Genomic DNA, 21,925 nt, shown 5'->3' with positions numbered 1-21,925 from the left:
CTGGGACGCCAGTCTCGGTGGAGTCATCCTTGAAATACCACCCTGGTTTGTTTGGATGTCTAACCCAGGCCCGTCATCCGGGTCGGGGACACTGTCTGATGGGTAGTTTGACTGGGGCGGTCGCCTCCCAAAGAGTAACGGAGGCGCGCGAAGGTTCCCTCAGGCTGATTGGAAACCAGCCGTAGAGTGTAAAGGCATAAGGGAGCTTGACTGCGAGACCAACAAGTCGAGCAGGTACGAAAGTAGGTCTTAGTGATCCGGCGGTTCTGTATGGAAGGGCCGTCGCTCAACGGATAAAAGGTACGCCGGGGATAACAGGCTGATCTCCCCCAAGAGTTCACATCGACGGGGAGGTTTGGCACCTCGATGTCGGCTCATCGCATCCTGGGGCTGAAGTAGGTCCCAAGGGTTTGGCTGTTCGCCAATTAAAGCGGTACGCGAGCTGGGTTTAAAACGTCGTGAGACAGTTTGGTCCCTATCTTCTGTGGGCGTAGGATACTTGAGAAGAGTTGACCTTAGTACGAGAGGACCGGGTTGAACGTACCTCTGGTGTTCCAGTTGTTCCGCCAGGAGCAGTCGCTGGGTAGCTATGTACGGAAAGGATAACCGCTGAAAGCATCTAAGCGGGAAGCCTCCTTCAAGATTAGGTATCCCTGGGAGCAATCCCCTAAAGGCCCGTTGTAGACCACAACGTTGATAGGCCGGGTGTGTAAGTGCAGTAATGCATTCAGCTTACCGGTACTAATCGGCCGTGAGGCTTGACCATAAAAAATTCTTAGAGAGGGGGGTGGGTCTCCACCCCCCGATCATAAACTGCTGATGCGTAAAACCTACAAAAACACGAAAATGCGATTGTTGAGAAATATATTGCGAGAGCCGTAAAGGTTCGAGCTAAGAGTTTCTCTGTGGCTATGCCGAGAGGGTCACACCCGTTCCCATCCCGAACACGGAAGTTAAGCCTCTCTGGGCCGATGGTACTGCACTGGTAACGGTGTGGGAGAGTAGGTCGCCGCAGGGAATTTAATAGAGAAGCCCCGTCAGGAATACCTGACGGGGCTTCTCGCGTTTATGCCGATTCTGCTTGCCCGCACTCGGAGGCGATATCTCCGCTTCACGAGAGTCCGACTCACGAAGTGACTGCGTAACAGTAGGCAGTCTAAAAAAAACCCCGCATCCGGCAGGGAGGCAGGGTTTTAGTGCTAGGCAGAAAGCGGTGGCTACTTCGTCCCGAAGGCAACCTTGTACACGTCCTTGTACTCCTTGGCGAAGTAAACCTCCAATCCCTCCTTGAGGTAATCGGGAAGCTCCGCGAAGTCCTTCTTGTTGGCATCCGGGAATATCAACACCTTCAGCTCGGCACGCCTCGCCGCTATGGTCTTTTCCTTTACCCCGCCGATCGGGAGCACCCGTCCGGTCAAGGTCAGCTCCCCGGTCATGCCCAGTTTCTTCTTCACCGGCCTTCCTTGCATCATCGATATCAGCGCCGTCGCCATGGTCACCCCGGCCGAGGGGCCGTCCTTGGGAGTGGCACCCGCGGGGACGTGCAGGTGCACGAAGTGCGTGTCGAAGTAGTCCTCCTCCGCCCCGTACTCCTTGAGATGAGCCATGACGAAGGAATAGGCGATCTCCGAGCTCTCGATCATGACGTTGCCCAACTGCCCCGTCTGCCGGAATCCTTTGCTCTTGCTCGCCATCGCAGTTGCTTCGATGGGGAGGGTGGCGCCCCCCATGCTGGTCCAGGCAAGCCCGGTGACGACCCCGGGGACCCCCTCGAAGATCTCCTCGGTGCTGAACACCGGCTGTCCCAGGTATCCCGGAAGGTCCTTACCGGTGACGACTATGGGCTCGGTGCGCCCGGTCGCGAACTCCCTGGCGGCCTTGCGCATCAGTTTCTTGATGCGGTTCTCCAGTGTGCGCACACCCGCCTCGCGGGCCCAGCCGTCGATTAGCGCCGAGAGCGCTTCCTTCCTGATGGTCACCTGCCCGTTCTTGAGGCCGTGGTTCTTGAGCGCCTTGGGGATCAGGTAGCGCCTAGCTATCTCCATCTTTTCCTCCAGCACGTAGCCCGAGAGCCGGATCAACTCCATCCTGTCCAAAAGCGGCGCCGGGATGGTGTCCAGCTGGTTCGCGGTGGCAATGAAGAGGACGTTGGACAGGTCGAAGGGGACGTCGAGGTAGTGATCGCGGAAGGATCCATTCTGCTCGGGGTCAAGGACTTCGAGCAAGGCGGAGGCCGGATCGCCCTGGAAGGACGCCCCGATCTTGTCTATCTCGTCCAGCATCAGCACCGGGTTTGAGGACCCCGCGCTCTTCATGGCCTGCACGAACTTGCCCGGCATGGCGCCGATGTAGGTGCGGCGGTGCCCCTTAATCTCGGCCTCGTCGCGCATCCCACCCAGTGAGAAGCGGTAAAAGGTCCGTCCCAGGGCATCGGCGATGCTCTTGCCGATGGAGGTCTTGCCGACGCCCGGGGGGCCGACCAGGCAGAGGATGGAGCCGGAGATGTCCCCTTTCATCTTGCCGACCGCGATGAATTCAGTGATGCGGTCCTTTACGTCGTTAAGCCCGTGGTGGTCGCGGTCCAGGATTCTGCGCGCCTTGTCGATGTTGTAGGAATCCTTGCTGTACTTCCCCCAGGGAAGGATGGTCAGCCAGTCGAGGTAGTTCCGCGTCACATGGTACTCGGCTGAGGCCGGTTCCAGCAGCTTGAACTTCTCCAGCTCATCGGCCACCGCCCGCTGCGCCTCCGGGTTCAGTTTCAACTGCTTGAGGCGCTCCTCGAATTTCTCGACCTCCGCCGTCTTCCCTTCCTTTTCCAGCCCCAGCTCCTTCTTGATCGCCTTCAGTTGCTCCCTGAGGAAGAATTCCCGCTGCTGCTGACTGATCTTCTCCTCGATCTGTTTGGTGATCTTCGTCTGCAGCCTGGAGACCTCCAGCTCCTTCTTGAGCAGGTTCAGCACAATGTCGATCCGTTTGCGGACATCGAAGGTTTCCAGAACCTGCTGTAGTTCCTGGCCGTCCGCGGAGGTGAGGCTCGCGGCGAAATCGGAGAGCCTGCCAGGGTCGTCGAGGCTTGAGCGCCCGAGGAACAGCTTGATCTCCTCTGAGTACAGCGGGTTGATCTGGACCAGTTCTTTGAGTGTGCTGATGACCGCCATCGAGTACGCCTTTAGCTCGGGGTTAACAGACAGCTCGGTGCCGTACTGGTAGCTGACGTTGGCAAAGAGAGCGCCGGAGTTGTCATTCAGTTCCCGAATGGAGAAGCGGTCCAGCGTGTTGATGAGGAACTGCACGCTGTCTTCGTCGGCGTGCATCATTTTCACGATCTTTCCAGCCACGCCGACAGTGTGCAGGTTGTCCGGGGTATCCGGCTTCTCTGGATCCTTCACCAGCACAAGGCCTATGGCCCGCGCCGGGGTCTCCATGGTCCGCTTCACTGCCTCGATCTGTTGCGGGTTGTTGACGGCCATCGGGATCAGCATGTTGGGAAATGCAGGCCTCGATCGCAGCGGTATGATCGGCAGCCCGGCCGGGAGCACTTCTGAAGCAAGCACCAGCCCGCTGTTTTCGGTATTGTCGTCGGTTTGTGCTTCCAGCACTTCGATATCTCTCTGGCTCATGATGACACTCCTAGCGGATATTTTATTAAAAGCTAAGCATCGCAGTCGGAGCTGTCAACCGGGCTGCCGCTACAAATAAAGGGAACCGGCACAAGGGGGTTATGCTGCCGAAGAGGTAATGGAACGGCGGCGGGGAGGGGACCTATGCGACAGGTGGAGGACGCAGGGAGGATGCACCCTCGGATTGAGACCTGGCGGCGGCAGTTAAGAGGAGTCGATAAAGATAACGACGAGGCATAGGTTGATATTTTCATTTGATGCTGTACACCAATACAGGTGTCTTGCCGGCACTGACAACAAAACAGCAACTGCTTACGGCAGGGAAGGAGAAATGATGAAAATACTGATGGTACTGACCTCGCACGACAAGCTCGGCAATACCGGCGAGCAGACAGGCTTCTGGCTCGAAGAATTCGTCGCTCCTTACTATGTCTTTCGGGATGCTGGAGCCAAGTTGACTATTGCCTCGACGAAAGGAGGGAACCCTCCCGTCGATCCTAAGAGTGATCTCCCTGAGAACCAGACAGAGGGGACGCGGCGCTTTGCCAGCGACCGGGCCGCTCAAGCTGAACTGGCCAACAGTATCAGTCTTGGCGCCGTTTCCGCAGAAGAGTACGACGCTGTGTTTTACCCCGGCGGACACGGCCCCCTGTGGGACCTCGCCGTCAACCCCACCTCTATTTCCCTGATCGAGACCTTTGCCAAGGCGGGCAAACCGGTCGCCGCGGTTTGCCATGCCCCGGCGGTGCTGGCGGATGTCAGGGGGGACGATGGCGACTACCTGGTGAAGAACAAACGCGTGACCGGGTTCACCAATTCCGAGGAGCGGGCCGTCGGGCTGACCGACGTGGTCCCGTTTCTCCTGGAGGACCGGCTGAAGGAGCGCGGTGCACTCTTCGGCAGTGGCCCGGATTGGCAGCCGTACGTGCAGGTGGACGGCAAACTGGTTACGGGGCAGAATCCCGCCTCGTCCGCGCCCGCAGCCCGGGCCTTGCTAGAGCTGCTGCAACGCTGACCGGAGAGCCGGTGGAGTTAACGGGAGGAGTTATGACGGAATCCATCCGCAAGATCAGGAAGGTCTGGAAGAGCGAGCCTACCATCGAGGGGGCCGGGGTACACCTGAAACGGGCCTTCGGCAACAACCAGGTCCCCATGTTCGACCCCTTCCTGCTGCTGGACGATTTCCACTCGGACCAACCGGCGCATTACCTGAAGGGGTTCCCCTGGCATCCGCACCGCGGAATCGAGACCATCACCTATGTGCTGCAGGGGAGGGTGGAGCATGGAGACAGCATGGGGAACAAGGGCGTGATCGAGCCGGGAGACCTGCAGTGGATGACGGCGGGGAGCGGCATCATCCACCAGGAGATGCCCCAAGGCGACAGCGATAACCGCCTGTGGGGATTCCAGCTTTGGGCGAACCTCCCGGCCTCCCACAAGATGATGCCGCCGCGCTACCAGGGGATACTCGCCTCGGAAATTCCCGAAGTCATCATGAACGGCATCAAGGTGAAGGTGATCTGCGGCCACGCCGGTGGCGTAGAGGGGCCGGTGCGGGACGTGATAGCCGATCCCGAGTACCTGGACGTCACCGTCCCCGAACAGGCCGTCTTCACCCACACCATCAAGCGCGGGTACACGGCGCTCGCCTACGTCATCGACGGCGAGGGGTATTTCGACGGGGAGAGAAACGCTTTCGCCCACGACGCGGTGGGAGTCAACTACTTCGATCTGGAGAGGCGTTGCGAGTGCGGGGCGGAAAACCTAATCCTTTTCGGCGATGGCGACCTGGTTTCGGTGACCACGCAGTCGAAGCCGGTCCGGTTCCTTTTGATCAGCGGCAAGCCGATTGGGGAGCCGGTAGCCTGGTACGGCCCGATAGTGATGAACAGCCAGGAGGAACTGCAAGTCGCTTTCGAGGAATTGGAGCAGGGAACGTTCGTGAAGCAGGCAAGCGGCAAGCGGGACACCCGGTAGGGCGTCCCGCCTCTTTTTCAGGGACTAGTTGTTGCCGCTTCCCTGCGCCTTGAGTTTTTCGTTCGGGGTCAGCTCGATCTGCACCCTGCGGTTCAGGGCCCGGTTAGCTTCGGAATCGTTGGGGACAGCCGGACGGCTGGAGCCGTAACCTATGGCTGCCATCTTCGAGCCCGGGACACCCTGGGACACCAGGAAGTCGCGGACGCGGTCGGCGCGCCGTTCGCTTAACGGCTGGTTGATGGCGTTGCTGCCGGTCGAGTCGGTATGGCCTTCAATGGTGATGGTGGTCTGGGAATCCCTAAGCGTGCCGGCAGCCCGGCTCAAAGAATCCTTCGCCTCCGGTTTCAGGACATCCTTCCCCACGTCGAACAGGATGCCGGAAGGTAGCGCAACGTAGACCTTGTCGCCATCGCGAAGCACCTCTGCTTCCGGCATGCTCTTTTTGAGCGCCGCCGCTTGACGGTCCATGTACTGGCCGACCGCGCCGCCGACCACTGCGCCGGTAAGGCCGCCGATGGCTGCGTTCCTGCCGCGGTGGGACTTGCCCCCGATGAGGGCACCTGCACCGGCGCCCAGCGCCGCTCCGCCTAACGCGCCGATCCCGGTCCTCTTGAACTCGTAGCTTCCGTCCGGGTTCGTGGCGCAACCGGTTGCTAGCAGGGCAACCGCTGACATTCCGATTATCAATTTTACGATCCAACTTGCTCTCATGGTCCTCTCCTTGTGTAGTTGTGTTGTGGCTCGGACTGGAAAAACATATCACTCTGGAAGCCCAAGATCAACCCGAGATAGAATGCCGCTTGTGGCACCGCTTCCCTTAAGACAATGGCGCTAGCCGGCGGTTTGCAACAGGAACTTCTCTATGATGCTGAATGTGACTTGGGGCTTTTCTTCCTGGGGATTATGACCGCACTCCTCGATCACCTGCAGCTGCGACCCCTGTATGGCGGCTTCCAGCCTGGTCCCCTGTGACAGGGGGACGATCTGGTCGTGACGCCCCCATAGCAGCAGCACTGGAAGCGCGAGATCCCGGTAGCGCCCCGTTATCACTTCCTGATCCACCGGAACCAACGATTGGCAGGTTTCCACCAGGGCGCGCTTCGACTCCCTGTCGCGATAGCAAGGGGCGTAGCGCGCAATGTGTTCCCGGTCGATGAGGCTGTGATCGTAGTAGGCCATCTTCAACCCCACCTTGATCCAGATGTCCGGCGCGTAGAGGGCGATGAAAAGCGCTGCGGCGAAACGGTTCTGGAAGATCTCGGCCATGAGTGGCAGCCGCTGGAGGTATCCAGGCCCGCCGATTATGACCATGGCGCCAATGACCCCGGCCTCTCCCTTGAGCATGGCCTCGACTGCTGCGACCAGTACCACCGCTCCACCTAGAGAATGCCCCACGAGCGTCACCCCCGCGAGCCCCTCGCGTTGCAGGAAGCAAAGGAGTCTCCGGCTGTGCCCCCGGATCGAGTAATCGGCTTGCCGCGGTTTTGCAGATTCTCCGGATCCCAGGAGATCCAGCAGGTAGAGCGTGTACCGGTCGGCGGGGAAAAGGGGGACCAGGTCCTTCCAAACCTCGGAGCGGGCGGCAAGCCCGTGGACCAGGACGATCTTCCGGGGACCGGTGCCGTAGGTGCGGTAGCTGAGAGTTTCACTGGGGGAGACGGGGCAGGCCCCGAGCGGCAGGTTCATGGCTGGCAAGTGTAGCAGAATCTACCAGAGGGAGGGAGCCAAAAGTGAAAAAGCCTTACTCAAGGCAATAAAAAAGCCCGATGAGTGTTCACCGGGCTTTCCCGCAAAAAATAACTGGCGTTCAGGTGGGGCCTTGCTCAATCCGTGGAGGTGTTTTCTTTGCTGCTACTGCTGACACCTTTTTCAGGTCTTTTTATGCCCTAACGGACGAGATTTAAGAGCCTGCTCGGCTTGGCCTCTTGAGCGCCAGTTACCAACCCCTGATGCCGCTTCATGTATCAGGAGTTGTTTCGTGCTTCGTTGTGAGGTTTTTGTTGCTTCCCTCCATAAGTAACATTGTACTCCTCGGTTTTTTCGGGATCAACAACTTTGTTAGACCGAAAGCTTCCCGCAATTAATGAGTTACAAAGGGAGATGGACGTGCAACGCGTACTGATGATCAGCACCAATAGCGAAACGGCTCCCCAGCCGGCGGTGCCCCTTGGGGCTGCCTGGGTGGCCGAGGCGATGCGCCTGTCCGGGCTCGAGGTGCAGTTCCTCGACCTATGCTTCAGTAAGAAGCCGCTTGCCGCGGTCGATCGCGTCATCCGCAGCTTCCGCCCCGAAGGTATCGCACTTTCCATCCGCAATCTCGACAATTGCGACTTCCTTGCCCCTAAGTCGTATCTACCGGCGGTCAAGGAACTGGTAGAACTGGTGAGGTGCCTTAGCGACGCGAGGACGCTGGTGGGGGGAGCGGGCGTCAGCTTGATGCCGTTGCAGGTGCTGGAGTACCTGGGACTGGATCATGCCGTGGTGGGTGAGGGGGAACGGGCAGCGCCTGCATTTTTCCGTGCCGCGAGGCTCGCCGATGCCTGCCAGGTGCCAGGGGTGGTATCGAGGCGTGGAGGCATGCCGAAGCCGCCCCACCTCTCAAGCCAGTTCGTGCCGCCGCGAACCCATGGTTGGGTGGACACGCGGCGTTACCTGGGGTTGGAGCCGGTGCTTCCGGTCCAGGGGAAAAGGGGGTGCGCCAACCGCTGCCTGTACTGCACCTATCACAAGGTGGAGGGAGAGGGTTGGCGCATCAGGGAACCCGCCGACGTAGTCGACGAGGTGTTGAGCGCCATGCGGCAGACCGGGGCACGTGAGTTCGAGTTCGTGGACAGCGTCTTCAACGAGCCGCCGGGGTACCTGGAGCTCCTTTTGGAAGAGATCCTCAGGAAGGGGGTGCGGGCCCGCTTCAGCGTCTCCTCGCTCTCGCCCAAGGGGCTCACCGTTGAGCAGGTGAGGCTCATGGAAAGGGCGGGGATGACCTCGCTGGTGATAACCCCGGAAAGCGCTGCCGATGCCACGCTCTCCGCTTTGGGCAAAGGGTTTACCGAGGCTGAGGTGCATCGCGCGGCGGAGCTTCTTTCCGGCTCCAGCATCCGCGCCCTGTGGTGCTTCCTTGTGGGCGGTCCTTCCGAGAGCGAGGAGAGTGTGGCAAAGACGGTCAGCTTCGTGAACCGGCTTCCCAGAAAGGAGAGCGCCTACATCACCACCGGGATCAGGATCTACCCCGGGACCGGCCTGCACCGGCTGGCGCTGGAGGAGGGGGTGGTCGAGGCGGATCAGAGCCTCTTGCACCCTGCCTTCTACTTCACCAGGGAACTGACACTGCAAAAGACCATGGAAATGCTGCAGCGGGGAGTGTCCGATACCTGCCGGTGCATCTTCCCGGCAGAAACAAGGGGGGCAAACCTTTCGATGCTGCGCCGGCTGGGGGTTCTGCTCCGTCTGCCCACCCCTTTCTGGCGCTACGCGGGATACGCCAAAAAGATTTCACCTGGCGGCAGGCGCTAAAGGGCTGCCGCCGAGTCTCCGGCAGAAAAGAAATTGTATGTTAGACTCGTTCAATGTTTGTCCGGGATGCCGGACGACAAGATGACCTCCAGGGGGCCTTTCCTTGCATCGAATCCACCATCGTAACCATGCTGAAGCTGCACTTGAGCCTCCGTCACGACGCAACATCGCCTTTTCTCGCGGCCGGTTTTTGCTGTTCCTGCTGATGATGGTCACGCACCTTATCAAGCCCCTCTCCGCGCAGGGTGCTCCCATACCGGTCCGTTTCGCCGAGGGGATGGTACGCGGCTTCCTGGAGCTGTCGGATGCCGACGGCAAGCGCATAGCCTCCGGGGATTTCCTGCAGGTCCCCCGAGGGGGCGAACTCAAGTGCCGCACTGTGCTCTACTTCAAGGACGGGTCGCTGCACGACGAGTCGGTCGTCTTCACCCAGGAGCGAGACTTCCTCCTGAAGAGCTATCGGCTGATCCAGAAGGGAAAGGCCTTCGAACAGGAGATGGACATCTCCATGGAGCGTTCCGGTGGTGGCAAATACCGGGTCGCCGTCGGGAAACAGGGGCAGGAGAAGGTGCTGGAAGGAAAGCTTGACCTGCCGCCCGACGTCTACAACGGCATGGTGCCGACGGTGCTGAAGAACCTCCCCAAGGGGGCCAGGGAGAAGATCCACCTGGTCGCCTTCACCCCTGCGCCGAGGGTGATCGAGCTCGACATGGTCCCGGACGGGGAGGACCGGCTTTTCATCGGCGACCTGGAGAAGAGCGCCGACCATTACGTTCTCAAGCCTAAGCTCGGCCTGTTGAGGCTCCCCGCGGCGCTTTTGGGACGCACCCCGCCGGACAACCACATCTGGACCATCACCAAGGAGGTCCCGGCTTTCGTCAGATTCGTTGGGCCGTTGGCGTTCGGCGGCCCTGTCTGGCGCATCGAGCTCGCCAGCCCGCGCTGGCCCAAGTAGCAGACCGCACGAGGATCCCGGCTATGTCTTTAACGCCACGAAAACGAACCGGGCTGGAGTTTCTCGATCTCCCTGCCGACGTCTGCAGCACCGATGAACTGGAGGGGACCCTGGCGGACCTGAGGGTGGTGAACCGCTACCTCGGGGACACCAGGGCGCTCTTGAAGCACCTTTCGGCGCAGATAGATGGCAACGAGGCTGTGAGCCTGCTGGATGTCGCCACCGGGTCGGCCGATCTCCCGGTAGCCGTCGCCAAGTGGGGGAGGAAGAGGGGAATCGGGATCTCCATGACCGGGGTGGACATAAACCTCCGCAGCATTGAGATAGCGCGCAAGGTGACTGCCGGGTACCCGGAGATAACGCTCAAGGTGGCCGACGCCCTGGCGCTTCCCTTCCCGGACCGAAGCTTCGATTACGTCGTCTGCAGCAAGACGCTGCACCACATGAAAGACCCGGAGGCGGTCTCCTTGATCCGCGAGATGCTGAGGGTGGCAAGGCGCGGGTTCCTCATCATCGACTTGAGAAGAAGCTGGATAGCCTACGGCTTGATCTATGCCCTGACCCGGATCTTCACCAGGAACCGCATCACCCGCTACGACGGCCCGCTCTCCGTCTTGAAGTCGTTCACCGCGGCGGAGCTATCCGGCCTCGCCTCCCAGGCTGGGGCTACCTCGTTCAGCATCAGGCGGGAGCCGTTCTGGCTGCTGGTCCTTTCGGGGGAAACAGGATGAAATTTTCCGTCGCCACAAACTTCCAGTCCGACCTCATTCCCGCCATCAAGGGGTACCCCGTCGCCGAGCTTTTCGGCAAACTTCCCTCCGACAGCGTCGGGGGCGGCCGCGCCTCGTTCATGCTGGCCCCCCTGGGACAGGAGCAGTTCAGGAGCCACGTAAAGGAGGCGGGGAAGAACGGGATCGGCTTCAACTACCTGATCAACCCCGCCTGCATGGACAACCGTGAGTTCACCCGCCAGGGGCAGGCGGCTCTCGACCAGCTCCTGGATTTCGTGGACGGCTGCGGCGTCACCGCGGTCACCGTATCGCTTCCCTTCCTGCTGCCGATCATCAAGAAAAGGCATCCGCGGCTCAAGGTGCGGGTAGGTGTCTACGCCCGCGTCGACTGCGTCGCCAAGGCCCGTTTCTGGGAAGACCTCGGAGCGGATTGCATCACGCTGGAATCCATCGCCATCAACCGCGACTTCGCCATGCTGCAGGCGATACGGCAGGCGGTGCAGCTGGAGCTGCAGCTCATCGCCAACTCCAACTGCATGATCTTCTGCCCGCTGTCGGGGCAGCACATGGTGAACCTTTCGCACGCCTCGCAAAAGGGGCACGCCAGCCGCGGCTTTATGATCGATTACTGCGCGCTCAGGTGCTCGGCCCAGAAGCTGGCCGACCCCACCCTCTACCTTCGTTCCGAGTTCATCCGGCCGGAGGATCTGGGGAGCTACACCGAGCTTGGCTTCAACTCCTTCAAGATCCTGGAGCGGGGCGCGCCGACGCCGGTGCTCACCGAACGGGTCCGGGCCTACAGCGAAGGGCGGTTTTCCGGGAACCTGCTGGACCTGATCCAGCCCTACGGGTACAAGCGCGAACCGGGGAAGGGGAAGGGGCGGTTGAGCGGCCTGCGCAGGTTCGCCCGGTACTTCCTGCGCCCCGGCGTGATCAATTTCGCCGGACTGGTCCGGCTCAAACGGCTGGCGGAGAAAAGGGGGCTCATCGAAGAACTGGAGGGGACGCCGGTGTACCTGGACAACGCGAAGCTGGACGGGTTCCTGGCAGGTTTCCGGGAGATGGACTGCCGCAAGTCCGACTGCGCGCGCTGCGGCTACTGCGCCTCCTGGACCGAGAAGGCGCTGCGAGTGGACCCCCTCTACCGGGACGAGATGCTGCGGCTGTACCGCGACGCCTTCGATGAGATGTATTCCGGTGAGCTGTGGGACTGATGGGGGGATCTGTCATGAACGGCAATATCTACGTGGGGGGCATTGCAACGGCGGTTCCGCCATTATCGGTGGACCAGCGGGAGGCGGCGGGGCTGATCAAGGCGCATTTTAAGGAGAGCCTGACCGCGCGCGGCCTCGGGCTGATCCGCGCCACCTTCACCCATCCCAGCATCAAGAAGCGGCATTTCGCCGTCGATTCCCCGGAGCAGATCTTCACCGAGACCCCAGACGAGCGGGTAGAGCGCTTCACGGAGCAGGCGGTGCGGCTGGCGGAGCAGGCGGTGCTGCGGGCCCTCGACAAGGTCGGCGTGGGGGTAGGGGAAGTGAGCGGGCTGGTGCTGAACACCTGCACCGGCTACATCTGCCCCGGCCTTTCCAGCTATGTCGCCGAGCGCCTGGGGCTTCGCTGCGACGCGCGGCTTTACGACCTGGTGGGAAGCGGCTGCGGCGGCGCGGTTCCCAACCTGCAGGTGGCCGAATCGATGCTGAAGACGACCGGCGGCATCGTGGTGAGCGTGTCGGTTGAGATCTGCAGCGCCGCGTTCCAGATGGGGAACGACCTGAGCCTGATCCTCTCCAACGCTCTTTTCGGGGACGGCGCCGCGGCAGCCGTGCTCTGGGAGAAGCCGGTGGGGTTCGAGGTGGTCGGCTCCGCGGGGCGCTACGTGCCGGAGCAGCGCGAGGCCATCCGTTTCGTGCACAGGCAGGGGCAGCTCCACAACCAGCTCTCCACAGAGCTCCCGCAGCTGGTGAGAAAGGCTGCGGCTGAGGTGGTCACCGATCTGCTGGGAAGACATTCCCTCGCCATAGGCGACATCGGCGGCTGGGCCCTTCATACCGGCGGCGAAAAGATAGTTAACGCGGTTAGGGACGAGATCGGGATAAACGAATCGCAACTGTGGGCGACCCGGAAGGTGCTGGAAGAGTACGGCAACATGTCATCGCCAACCGTGTGGTTCGTGGTGGATGAACTGCTGCAGAACGGCGTGCGCCCAGGAGAGTGGTGCGTGATGCTCGCCTACGGCGCCGGGCTCTCAGCGCATGCCTACCTGCTCAGGAAGAGGTAGAGGCAGGGGCTAGGGGCTAGGGGCTAGGGGCTGGGGCTGGCAATCAACGTGTCAAAAACGGTGGCGGGAGCGGAACTGGTCGCCGGTGAACCAGCCGCGCACCAGGTCCAGGTTGTTGAGCAGCACCTTCAACGCTCCCTTCTCCCTTTTCCTGACAAAGTAGTTGCCGACGAACATCTGCGGGCTGAAGAATGCCTTCAGGTTCTCCCAGTTCATGATGCGGTTCAACTGCCCGGCGGTGAGGCGCCTGGTCCTCACGTTGCACATGAACCCGGTGTAGCGCTCCAGCCGGTCGGGGTTCGTGACCAGCCCCTGTTCCAGCAATTCCTGCCGGATCCGCGTCCCGGGGTACGGCGTGACACACTGCACGTAGGGTAGATCAACGCGCAATCTCCGCGAGGCGCGGAAGACCTCCCTGATCTCCTCCTTCCCGTCGTCGGGGTTCCCGACGATGAAGCCCCCCATGACGCCAATGCCGTGCTCACGCAGACGGCGCACGGCCTGCTCCGTCTTCTCCCTGATGTCCCCTTTCTGGAAAAATGCGAGCGTCTCCGGCAGAACCGACTCGATCCCTAAAAACACCATGGCAAAGTTTGCCTCCGCCAGCGCCGGTATCAATTCCGGGTCGGCTACGATGCCGGCAACCGAGGTCTGCACCAGGTACTCCATGCTGTTCAGCCCCTCTTCCACGATGGTGCGGGCGAGGCGGGCGAAGCGGAGCGGGTCGAGGGTGATGTTGTCGTCGACGATGAGGACCGTCTGCGTTCCCCGCCGCTTGAGCCCTTCCAGGTCCGCGACCACCCGCTCCAGGCAGTGGCAGCGAAAGCTGGCGCCGTACATGCCGGTTATGGAGCAGAAGGTGCAGGTCATGGTGCAGCCTCGCGAGGTCTCGACACAATCGAGCTTGCGGTCGAAATAGGTGAAGCTGTCCAGCACGCGCGCGTTCCGTGCCGGGAGCGGCATCCGCTGCAGGTCGAGGAGTTCGTTGATCGGGTTGTGTCGGAAAGCCCCGCCATCGGACCAGGAAAGACCCGGGACCGCTGCGAGGCCCAACTTTCCTTCCAGCGCGTCGACCAGCGCCGCGAACGCCTGCTCCCCTTCTCCGCGGATCAGGTAATCGAAAGGGGGGACCGGCGGCCCAGAGGTGAGCTCCCGGTAGGCCAAGGTGGCGTGGTACCCTCCCAGGACCAGCTTCGCGCATGGCACCGTCTCGCGGCAGATCGCCATCACGGTCAAGGCGCTTTGGTACTGGAAACTCATGCTGCTGATGCCGATCACCTGCGGCTGGAACTCCGCGAGGAACGTCTGCAGCCAGGAGCGGATATCCCGGTGCACCAGCACCAGGTCGACTATCTTCACCTCGTGTTCCGGAAGCTGCGCCGCTAGCGAGCATAGCCCCAGGTTCGGGACCTTGATGATGCGGTGGAAGTTGTTTGCCGCGTCGGGCATGGCCAGCAGGAGAACCTTCATGTGCGTCCTTTGGTGAGGAGCCAGATTTTTAAACCTAAGCATTATAGAGGGTTAATTGCGGTTGGCAACGCGGTTCCCTGCCGCAGGATGGCTCCGCGTTGTGCAGGTGTTTGATCTAATGTAAAATTCCCGCCAGAACCAAGCCGTGGAGCGGACGACGCTGCCGCGGCCGGGAGGTGGACCATGGGAGAAAGCGATGTCAAAAAAGAAGAAGCCCCTGTCGTCACGATTGTAGAGCGGCGCAGGCAGAGACAGGTGGAACTGAGCTCCGCGGAAATCGTGAAGATCCTCAGGAAAAGGTCACCCAAAAGAGGCAGTAGGAACCCGGAAGGGGCCTGAAGGAAATCCCGTTGAACAAACAAAAAAGCAGCTACCAAATGGACCCCCGCGCCGCTGTCGAAAGAGCAGATGGTGCGGGGGCTTTGTTTTTGCCGGGGGAGAGCCGCAGCCAAAGAGTCAGTCGCAGAGGTTGTCTTTACTAGATACTATGTAACAATATTGCATTCCTACAACTCCGGAGATCTCAACCAATGGAGAACAAGAGCCTCGCTCCCGATGCTGAGCCTGAACTGGAACTCTTGCAGTTAGCAGAGCAAACTGAAAAGACTCCTGTCAGTACTCTGGAGTTCCCTGTCGTCAACTCCGCCGCCAGTGAGCAGGATGTCCCCACAGAAGCCATAGCCGGCGCCCTCTCTGCTGCATTGGCCCCAACCTCTGCCACAAACACTTCCACCAAAAAGAAAGCTCCCAAGGCGAAGGCGCCTAAATTGGACCCTGCCGGCCCGCGCAGCCGCAAGCCCAAGAATGCCAAGCCCAAGGCTGGAAAGCAGAAACCGGTCAAGGCGAAGGGCGCGGCGAAGGGCGCCGGCTCGGCCAAGCCGGGCGAGCCGGACAGCGGGTTCGACCTGGGCGACAGCCAGTGGTACCTGAACCGCGAGCTGACCTGGCTTGAATTCAACCGGCGCGTGCTGCACGAGGCGACCGACGAGCGGACCCCTCTATTGGAACGGCTGAAGTTCATCGCCATAGTGAGCGGAAATCTAGACGAGTTCTACATGAAGAGGATCGGCGGCCTGAAGCAGCAGATAGGCGCCGGGCTGCACGAGCTCACCCTGGACGGCCGGACCCCTTTGCAGCAGGTGATCGAGTGCCGCAGCATGATCCGCGAGATCGAGGCGCAGAAAAGGGACGCGTTCAAGACGGTGCGGCAGCTCCTGGAGGCGAAAGGGATCGTCATCGAGAGCTACGATACCCTTTCCGCCAAGGAAAAGAAGCAGCTGCGCGAGCACTACTACACCAACATCTATCCGCTTTTGACCCCCCAGTCCATCGACCCGGCGCACCCGTTTCCCTTCATCTCGAACCTCTCGCTCAACCTGCTGGTCACCCTGCGCTACCCCAAGGCGCGCGAGACCTCCCTGGCGCGGGTCAAGGTGCCGGTGGGGCTCGGTACGCCGCGCTTCATCAGGGTGGGGAAGGGGGACCACTTCATCCCGCTCGAACAGGTGATGATGAACAACCTGGACATGCTCTTTCCCGGCATGCTCATCGTCTCCTGCGAGATCTTCCGGGTCACCCGCAACGCCAACACCGAGAAGGACGAGGAAGAGGCGGACGACCTGATGGCGATGATCGAGTCGGAGCTAAAGGAGCGGAAGTTCGCGCCCATAGTGAGGCTTGAGGTAGGCGCCGGGATGGAGCCGCTGCACCGCGGGCGGCTGGCCGCGGAACTCGAGTTAGACGAGGCCAACGACGTCTTCGAGGTGCAGGGGATGCTCGCGCTCAGGGACCTGTTCGAGATCGCGAAGCTCGACTACCCGCGCCTGCACGACCCGCCGCATCATCCCATCGATCACCCGCAGCTTCTCTCCTCGCGCAACATCTTCCACACCATCCGCGATGCGGGGGCGATCCTCTTGCAGCACCCCTACGTCTCCTTCTCCACCTCGGTGGAGAGGTTCCTGCGCGAGGCGGGAACCGACCCCAAGGTGCGCGCCATCAAGATGACCCTGTACCGCACCTCCAGCCAGAGCCGGATCATCGACGCCCTGATCCTCGCGGCCCAAAACGGCAAGCAGGTGGCGGTAGTGGTGGAGCTGAAGGCGCGCTTCGACGAGGCGGCCAACATCCGCTTCGCCGAGCTGATGGAGGAGGCGGGTATCCACGTAACCTACGGCGTCGTGGGGCTGAAGACCCACTGCAAGGTGATCCTCGTGGTGCGCCAGGACTACGAGGGGCTGCGCCGCTACGTCCACGTCGGTACCGGCAACTACCACACCGAGACCGCGCGCATCTACAGCGACATAGGGCTCATCACCTGTGACGAGGTGATCGCCCAGGACGTGACGGAGCTCTTCAACTACTTGACCACCGGATTTTCGGCCAAGCGCAACTACCGCGCCGTCATGCCCGCTCCGAAGCTCCTCAAGAAGGCGCTCCTGGCCCGGATCGAGCGGGAGGTGGCCCTGCACCAGGAAAGTGGCGGCGGGGTGATCCAGTTCAAGATGAACGCGCTGGAGGACGGCGACATCGTCAAGGCCCTCTACCGGGCCTCGATGGCGGGGGTGAGGGTCGATCTCTACGTGCGGGACACCTGCAGGCTGAGACCCGGCATCCCCCGGCTCTCCGATCACATCCGCGTGTTCAGCATCGTCGGGCGCTTCCTGGAACACGCACGTCTCTACTATTTCAGAAACGGCGGCGGCGAGGAGTATTTCATCGCCTCGGCCGACGCCATGAAGAGAAACCTGGAGGCGAGGGTGGAGATCCTCTGCCCGGTCACGGCTCCCGAGCTTACCGCCGAGTTGCGGGCCGTCTTCGACTGCTACGACGCCGACCACCGCTCCGCCTGGGAGATGCAGCCCGACGGCAGTTATGTGCAGAGAAAGCCCGCGGAAGGGGAAAACGGCGAGGGGACGCACCAGATGCTGATAGCGCAGGCACAGAAAAGGCTGAAGGAATCGCTGAAACAGAAGAAAAAGCCTCTGCAGCAGCGCTGACCCCGAAGTCATCAGCCAACGGAGCACACAAAGAGAAGCTGAGAAACTGAAACATCGCACATCTTCTAAACTGCCGATGGGTGACAGCGAAGGCTAAAAGAGCTAGCATGTTGTGGTGCTCAACAAAAACAGGGGGAGACCCAGATGGAACCGAAAGAAACATACGTTTGTGCAGGCGATCACGAGCATCACATCTGCTACCTGCACAGTAAGGGAAAAGTTGAAGAGGTGGAGAAACTGACCGACAACCCGACGGTTACCTGCTCGATCTGCCTGGTGAACGCCAATTCGCCCGACAACGTCTGCTCGCCAGCGACCCTCGGGGGCGGATTCAAATACTCGGACATGAAGTACAGTAAGAAAATCATCTGCGACAGCGTCGGCGGGGAAAAGCCAGAAGAGTAGCTCCGAAGACCTCCCGCCGCTCCAGGAGAAATGCCGCCCCATAAGGCGGCATTTTTTTTGAACAGCTCCTTCCTCTAAAACCCCTTCCCTATTCACGGCTGTACTTTTTTTGAACAGCACATGTTGAATCTGCTTATCATGCCATGGGTGTGCCTTCACCAAAAAGATCAATAATACAAAGCCTTAACCGTTGGTGCTCCCGCAACGTCGTCTTGGTATCCTTTTTGAAGCAGCGGCATCAGCCCGTCTCCTCACCCGCATCCGTGAGTCTACGATCGGCAATGCTGACAAAGAAAGGATATTACTATGCCAAAAAGAATCTTCTTAACCATGCTATTCGTCCTTCTCTCGTTTTCAGCTTCCTTTGCCGGGCCGGCAGCTCCGGACCTGCTCGACATCCAACAGCCGGACGGGGTGAAGTTCAAGGGCAAGATCCATGGCGACGAGTTCCAGAGCTGGGTCGAGGTGGACAGCGGCCATACCGTGGTAAAGGACAAGGCGACCGGGCGCTGGGAATATGCCGAGAAAGAGCCCGACGGCACGCTGAAGGCTTCCGGCGTCAAGGTTGACCCTTCCGGGGCGAACGCCCCTTCTTTCCTGCCCAAAGGGGTCAAGCCGGACCGGGACGTCGTAAGGGAGAAACAGCAGACCGAGCGGCAGATGAAGCAGTTCCAGGACCGCTTCGCCCCTTCTTTTGGCTCCACTCTCGGTGATGGCTCGACGTCGACCGGCGCCACGAGCTACGCGACCTTCGCGGCCGGGGACTGGACTCCTGCGCCGGTTTCCGGAAACCGCCAGCTGTTGATCATCCTGGTCAACTTCGCCAACCGCACCCTCGTCACCACAGCCGACAGCTGGTACCGCACGGTGTTCGACACGACCCCCGGCGTCAAGAGCGTGGCCAACTATTACAAGGAAAACTCGTTCGGCAAACTAAACGTCGTCCCCGCGTTCTCCGGCGGCACTCATCCCGGGGTAGTTAGCGTCACCGTCCCCGACAGCCACCCTAACTGCGGCCAGAACACCACCTACTCGGTCGAAACCACGATCATCAGCCATGCGCTGGCGCAGGCCGCGGCAGCCGTGGACCTGAGCGGGTTCGACACGGTGAACGGCGAGGTTTACCTGGTCTACGCAGGGTACGAGGCGTCGGGGAGCGCCAAGACACCGAGCATCTGGGCGCACGCGTGGGGGGGGAGCGTCAGCGGCGGCGGCCTCACCATCACGAGGTGGGCGTTGAACGGCGAGATGAACAACGTCGACCAGCAGCATCCCATGGGCGTCATCGCCCATGAGCTCGGCCATGCCCTGTGCGGCCTGCCGGACCTCTACGACACCACCTACACCAATGCCGGCCTCGGTTACTTCTCGCTGATGGCGGGTGGGAGCTGGGGGCGGACCCCGACGGAAAACGGCGGTACCACCCCGGTCGCCCTCGACGCCTGGTCCCGCGAGTACCTGGGATGGACCGCGCCCAATACCCCGACTGCCAGCGGCGCGGTTACCCTGTCAGCCGCCCTTGCTTCGGCGAACAACGCGCTTAAACTCATCAACCCGTCGACTACCAGCAACGAGTACTGGCTCGCCGAGAACAGGCACCCCGTTGCCGGCGGCTGGGACGAAGGGATCACCGGCCTCGCTTCGGGGTATGGCGGTGGCCTCCTGGTGACCCACATCGACATCACCGCCGGCACCCAAGGGGCGAACGACATTAACCGCTACGTCTCGGGGCAGCGCCAGGGGGTAGTGCCGGTGCAGGCGAGCACCTCCGTCTGCAACATGCTGGCAAGCGGCTCCGCGAACAGCTGCCGCGGCAACTACCTGACCACCTATTACAGCGGCAACAACACCGACTTCACCTCTGCCACCGCCCCGAGCTCCAAATTTTACAGCGGTGCGGTGAGTAACAGGGGGATCACCTCGGTCTCCGCCAAGGGCGCCACCATGACCGCCAACGTCATGGTCACCCTCACCACGGATACCACGAAGCCGTTGGTAACGACCTTCACGGTCCCTGCAACAGCCGCGGCCCTTACCGTGCCCATCAATTCTTTCGTCGCGAGCGACAACATCGCCGTTGCCGGCTACCTGGTTACCGAGACCAGCACCGCGCCGCTGTCGTCGGCAGCGGGATGGAGCGGCTCGATCCCGACCAGCTACACCTTCACGACCCAGGGTAGCAAGAAGCTCTACGCCTGGGCCAAGGACACGACGGGCAACGTCTCTGTGGCCAAGACAGCCGCGGTCGTGGTCGACCAGACTCCCCCGGTGGTGAGCGCCGTGGCAATTCCGGCCTATTACAACAGCCTCACCGTCCCGGTCACCCTTACCGTCAAGGACAACGTCAAGGTTGCGGGTTACCTGGTGACCACCAGTTCCAGCGCCCCGGCTTCCTCCAGCACCAGCTGGAAAACGACCGCCGCTTCCACCGTGACCTTTAGTGCTGGCGGGGCGAACACCTGCTACGCCTGGGCCAAGGACACGGTCGGCAACGTCTCGCTCTCCAAAAGCGCCACCGTCTTCATCGAAACAGTCGCCCCGACGGTCAGCTCCTTCACCGTCGATCCCCTCATCGCCGGCCTGGTGATCCCGATCCGAGCCCTCAGCGCCAGCGATACGGGCGGCGCCGGGATCGGCGGGTACTTCATCACCGAGACCGCGACCGCCCCGCTGGCCTCGGTAGCAGGTTGGAGCTTGACCCCGCCCGTGAGCTACAAGACCAAGGTCGGCGGCTCCAAGGTGCTCTACGCCTGGGCCAAGGACACGGCGGGTAACGTCTCGCTGGCACGGACCGCGTCGACCGTTGTCGATGCCTCCAAGCCGGTCGTCACCGCATTCACGGTCCCCGCGGCCAGCATCGCGCTCACCATACCGATCAGCGCCTACACCGCCACCGACAACATGACCGTCACCGGCTATCGGGTGACCGAGAGCAGCACGGCGCCGCTTGCTTCCGCGACCGGCTGGAGTGCGACCGCACCGACTAGCTACACCTTCGCGACCACAGGGAGCAAGAAGCTCTACGCCTGGGCCAAGGACACCGCAGGCAACGTGTCTGCGGCGAAGGTGGCTGCCGTAGCGATCGACCAGACGGCCCCGGTGGTAACTGTCGTCAAGATCCCCGCCTTCTACAACAGCCTGACGGTTCCGGTGACGCTCACCGTGACTGACAACGTCAAGGCCGCGGCGTACATGGTCACCACCGGGAGCACCGCTCCGGCCGTGTCCAGCGTTAACTGGAAAACCACAGCGGCAGTGACGGTCACTTTCAGCGCGCCAGGCTCCAACACCTGCTACGCCTGGGCCAAGGACACCGCCGGCAACGTATCGCTAGCCAAGGCCGCGACCGTAGTTATCGAGACCGCGGCGCCGACCGTCGCCACCTTCACCGTCGACTCCCTCATCGCGGGGCTTACCATACCGGTGCGCGCCTTGAGCGGCAGCGACACGGGCGGCTCCGGCGTTGCAGGGTACCGCGTCACCGAAACCGCGACTGCGCCGCTTGCCACCGCCACCGGCTGGAGCGTTACCCCTACGGTCAGTTACAAGACGGCTTCCGGCGGCAACAAGACCCTTTACGCCTGGGTGAAGGATGGAGCCGGCAACGTCTCGCTGGCGCGGACAACATCCACCGTCGTAGACGCCACCAAACCGGTCGTATCCGCATTCACGCTCCCCGCCAGCAATACCGGGCGTACGGTGCCGGTTCTCACCCGAGCCGCGAGCGACAACATGGCCGTCGCAGGGTACCTCCTGACCGAGAGCAGCAAGGCTCCGCTTGCGACCGCCACTGGTTGGAGCGCGACCTTCCCGACCAGCTACACCTTTGCCACCACCGGCAGCAAGAGGCTCTATGCCTGGGTCAAGGATACGGCCGGCAACGTCTCCGCCGCCAAGTACGCAGCGGTCGTCGTCTACTAGGCAGAAGAGCAGCAAACAGAGCAGCAAAAGCAAAGGCGCCCCCGATTTCGGGGGCG

General features: G+C 61.5%; 15 protein-coding genes and 2 rRNA genes (1 of these 17 running past the window's edge). 13 read left to right on the top strand and 4 right to left on the bottom strand.

What is annotated here, in order from left to right; genetic code table 11:
- Both GEOBRER4_RS15850 and rrf read left to right on the top strand, forming a co-directional pair.
- Positions 1 to 766 (top strand): 23S ribosomal RNA (locus GEOBRER4_RS15850); it begins 2,191 nt to the left of the window's first position.
- Between the two features lie 135 nt (positions 767 to 901).
- Positions 902 to 1,018, top strand: a 5S ribosomal RNA gene (rrf, locus tag GEOBRER4_RS15845).
- Positions 1,019 to 1,217: 199 nt separating this feature from the next.
- On the opposite strand, the gene lon is transcribed toward rrf, so the two are convergent.
- Positions 1,218 to 3,620 (bottom strand): endopeptidase La, encoded by a 2,403-nt coding sequence (gene lon, locus GEOBRER4_RS15840; protein ID WP_185243126.1) that lies wholly within the window; start codon positions 3,618 to 3,620, stop codon positions 1,218 to 1,220.
- 334 nt (positions 3,621 to 3,954) lie between these two features.
- On the opposite strand from lon, the gene GEOBRER4_RS15835 reads away from it, so the two are divergent.
- Complete coding sequence (locus GEOBRER4_RS15835; protein WP_085811645.1) at positions 3,955 to 4,635, top strand: type 1 glutamine amidotransferase domain-containing protein; 681 nt, start codon at positions 3,955 to 3,957, stop codon at positions 4,633 to 4,635.
- Positions 4,636 to 4,667: 32 nt separating this feature from the next.
- A complete protein-coding gene (locus GEOBRER4_RS15830; protein ID WP_185243125.1) occupies positions 4,668 to 5,597 on the top strand; it encodes a pirin family protein in 930 nt (309 codons plus the stop codon).
- A gap of 24 nt (positions 5,598 to 5,621) precedes the next feature.
- Here the strand turns inward: GEOBRER4_RS15830 and GEOBRER4_RS15825 are convergent, their stop codons facing one another.
- Both GEOBRER4_RS15825 and GEOBRER4_RS15820 read right to left on the bottom strand, forming a co-directional pair.
- Positions 5,622 to 6,308 (bottom strand): OmpA family protein, encoded by a 687-nt coding sequence (locus GEOBRER4_RS15825; RefSeq protein ID WP_185243124.1) that lies wholly within the window; start codon positions 6,306 to 6,308, stop codon positions 5,622 to 5,624.
- A 120-nt stretch (positions 6,309 to 6,428) separates the two neighbouring features.
- A complete protein-coding gene (locus tag GEOBRER4_RS15820) occupies positions 6,429 to 7,283 on the bottom strand; it encodes an alpha/beta fold hydrolase (protein ID WP_185245350.1) in 855 nt (284 codons plus the stop codon).
- Between the two features lie 420 nt (positions 7,284 to 7,703).
- Between GEOBRER4_RS15820 and GEOBRER4_RS15815 the strand changes: the two genes are divergently transcribed.
- From GEOBRER4_RS15815 to GEOBRER4_RS15795, 5 genes are all read left to right on the top strand, one after another.
- Positions 7,704 to 9,107 (top strand): B12-binding domain-containing radical SAM protein, encoded by a 1,404-nt coding sequence (locus tag GEOBRER4_RS15815; protein WP_226377811.1) that lies wholly within the window; start codon positions 7,704 to 7,706, stop codon positions 9,105 to 9,107.
- A 103-nt stretch (positions 9,108 to 9,210) separates the two neighbouring features.
- Positions 9,211 to 10,062, top strand: a complete 852-nt coding sequence (locus tag GEOBRER4_RS15810) for a hypothetical protein (RefSeq protein WP_185243123.1) — start codon at positions 9,211 to 9,213, stop codon at positions 10,060 to 10,062.
- A gap of 23 nt (positions 10,063 to 10,085) precedes the next feature.
- Positions 10,086 to 10,793 (top strand): methyltransferase domain-containing protein, encoded by a 708-nt coding sequence (locus GEOBRER4_RS15805; protein ID WP_185243122.1) that lies wholly within the window; start codon positions 10,086 to 10,088, stop codon positions 10,791 to 10,793.
- Positions 10,790 to 12,007, top strand: coding sequence for a U32 family peptidase (locus tag GEOBRER4_RS15800; RefSeq protein ID WP_185243121.1), 1,218 nt, complete (start codon positions 10,790 to 10,792; stop codon positions 12,005 to 12,007). Before GEOBRER4_RS15805 ends, GEOBRER4_RS15800 begins: the two co-directional genes overlap by 4 nt.
- A gap of 14 nt (positions 12,008 to 12,021) precedes the next feature.
- Positions 12,022 to 13,074 (top strand): type III polyketide synthase, encoded by a 1,053-nt coding sequence (locus tag GEOBRER4_RS15795; RefSeq protein ID WP_185243120.1) that lies wholly within the window; start codon positions 12,022 to 12,024, stop codon positions 13,072 to 13,074.
- A 51-nt stretch (positions 13,075 to 13,125) separates the two neighbouring features.
- Here the strand turns inward: GEOBRER4_RS15795 and GEOBRER4_RS15790 are convergent, their stop codons facing one another.
- Positions 13,126 to 14,544, bottom strand: coding sequence for a B12-binding domain-containing radical SAM protein (locus GEOBRER4_RS15790; protein ID WP_185243119.1), 1,419 nt, complete (start codon positions 14,542 to 14,544; stop codon positions 13,126 to 13,128).
- A gap of 183 nt (positions 14,545 to 14,727) precedes the next feature.
- Between GEOBRER4_RS15790 and GEOBRER4_RS15785 the strand changes: the two genes are divergently transcribed.
- The 4 genes from GEOBRER4_RS15785 to GEOBRER4_RS15770 all read left to right on the top strand — a co-directional run bounded on the left by GEOBRER4_RS15785 (position 14,728) and on the right by GEOBRER4_RS15770 (position 21,869).
- Positions 14,728 to 14,883 (top strand): hypothetical protein, encoded by a 156-nt coding sequence (locus GEOBRER4_RS15785; RefSeq protein ID WP_185243118.1) that lies wholly within the window; start codon positions 14,728 to 14,730, stop codon positions 14,881 to 14,883.
- A gap of 191 nt (positions 14,884 to 15,074) precedes the next feature.
- Positions 15,075 to 17,543, top strand: a complete 2,469-nt coding sequence (gene ppk1, locus GEOBRER4_RS15780) for a polyphosphate kinase 1 (protein WP_185243117.1) — start codon at positions 15,075 to 15,077, stop codon at positions 17,541 to 17,543.
- 144 nt (positions 17,544 to 17,687) lie between these two features.
- Positions 17,688 to 17,948 carry a hypothetical protein gene (locus tag GEOBRER4_RS15775; protein ID WP_185243116.1) on the top strand — a complete coding sequence of 87 codons (261 nt, stop codon included), beginning with the start codon at positions 17,688 to 17,690 and terminating at the stop codon, positions 17,946 to 17,948.
- A 306-nt stretch (positions 17,949 to 18,254) separates the two neighbouring features.
- A complete protein-coding gene (locus GEOBRER4_RS15770; RefSeq protein WP_185243115.1) occupies positions 18,255 to 21,869 on the top strand; it encodes a M6 family metalloprotease domain-containing protein in 3,615 nt (1,204 codons plus the stop codon).
- The last annotated feature ends 56 nt before the right edge of the window (positions 21,870 to 21,925 follow it).

The organism is Citrifermentans bremense (assembly GCF_014218275.1).
In the GTDB taxonomy this organism is placed as follows: domain Bacteria; phylum Desulfobacterota; class Desulfuromonadia; order Geobacterales; family Geobacteraceae; genus Geomonas; species Geomonas pelophila.
This window is presented reverse-complemented; position numbering and strand designations above follow the sequence as displayed.

Bases quoted from the DNA above. Each gene is read 5' to 3' on its own strand.
- lon (WP_185243126.1), bottom strand. From the start codon at position 3,620: ATGAGCCAGAGAGATATCGAAGTGCTGGAAGCACAAACCGACGACAAT.
- GEOBRER4_RS15835 (WP_085811645.1), top strand. From the start codon at position 3,955: ATGAAAATACTGATGGTACTGACCTCGCACGACAAGCTCGGCAATACC.
- GEOBRER4_RS15830 (WP_185243125.1), top strand. From the start codon at position 4,668: ATGACGGAATCCATCCGCAAGATCAGGAAGGTCTGGAAGAGCGAGCCT.
- GEOBRER4_RS15825 (WP_185243124.1), bottom strand. From the start codon at position 6,308: ATGAGAGCAAGTTGGATCGTAAAATTGATAATCGGAATGTCAGCGGTT.
- GEOBRER4_RS15820 (WP_185245350.1), bottom strand. From the start codon at position 7,283: ATGAACCTGCCGCTCGGGGCCTGCCCCGTCTCCCCCAGTGAAACTCTC.
- GEOBRER4_RS15805 (WP_185243122.1), top strand. From the start codon at position 10,086: ATGTCTTTAACGCCACGAAAACGAACCGGGCTGGAGTTTCTCGATCTC.
- GEOBRER4_RS15800 (WP_185243121.1), top strand. From the start codon at position 10,790: ATGAAATTTTCCGTCGCCACAAACTTCCAGTCCGACCTCATTCCCGCC.
- GEOBRER4_RS15795 (WP_185243120.1), top strand. From the start codon at position 12,022: ATGAACGGCAATATCTACGTGGGGGGCATTGCAACGGCGGTTCCGCCA.
- GEOBRER4_RS15790 (WP_185243119.1), bottom strand. From the start codon at position 14,544: ATGAAGGTTCTCCTGCTGGCCATGCCCGACGCGGCAAACAACTTCCAC.
- GEOBRER4_RS15785 (WP_185243118.1), top strand. From the start codon at position 14,728: ATGGGAGAAAGCGATGTCAAAAAAGAAGAAGCCCCTGTCGTCACGATT.
- ppk1 (WP_185243117.1), top strand. From the start codon at position 15,075: ATGGAGAACAAGAGCCTCGCTCCCGATGCTGAGCCTGAACTGGAACTC.
- GEOBRER4_RS15775 (WP_185243116.1), top strand. From the start codon at position 17,688: ATGGAACCGAAAGAAACATACGTTTGTGCAGGCGATCACGAGCATCAC.
- GEOBRER4_RS15770 (WP_185243115.1), top strand. From the start codon at position 18,255: ATGCCAAAAAGAATCTTCTTAACCATGCTATTCGTCCTTCTCTCGTTT.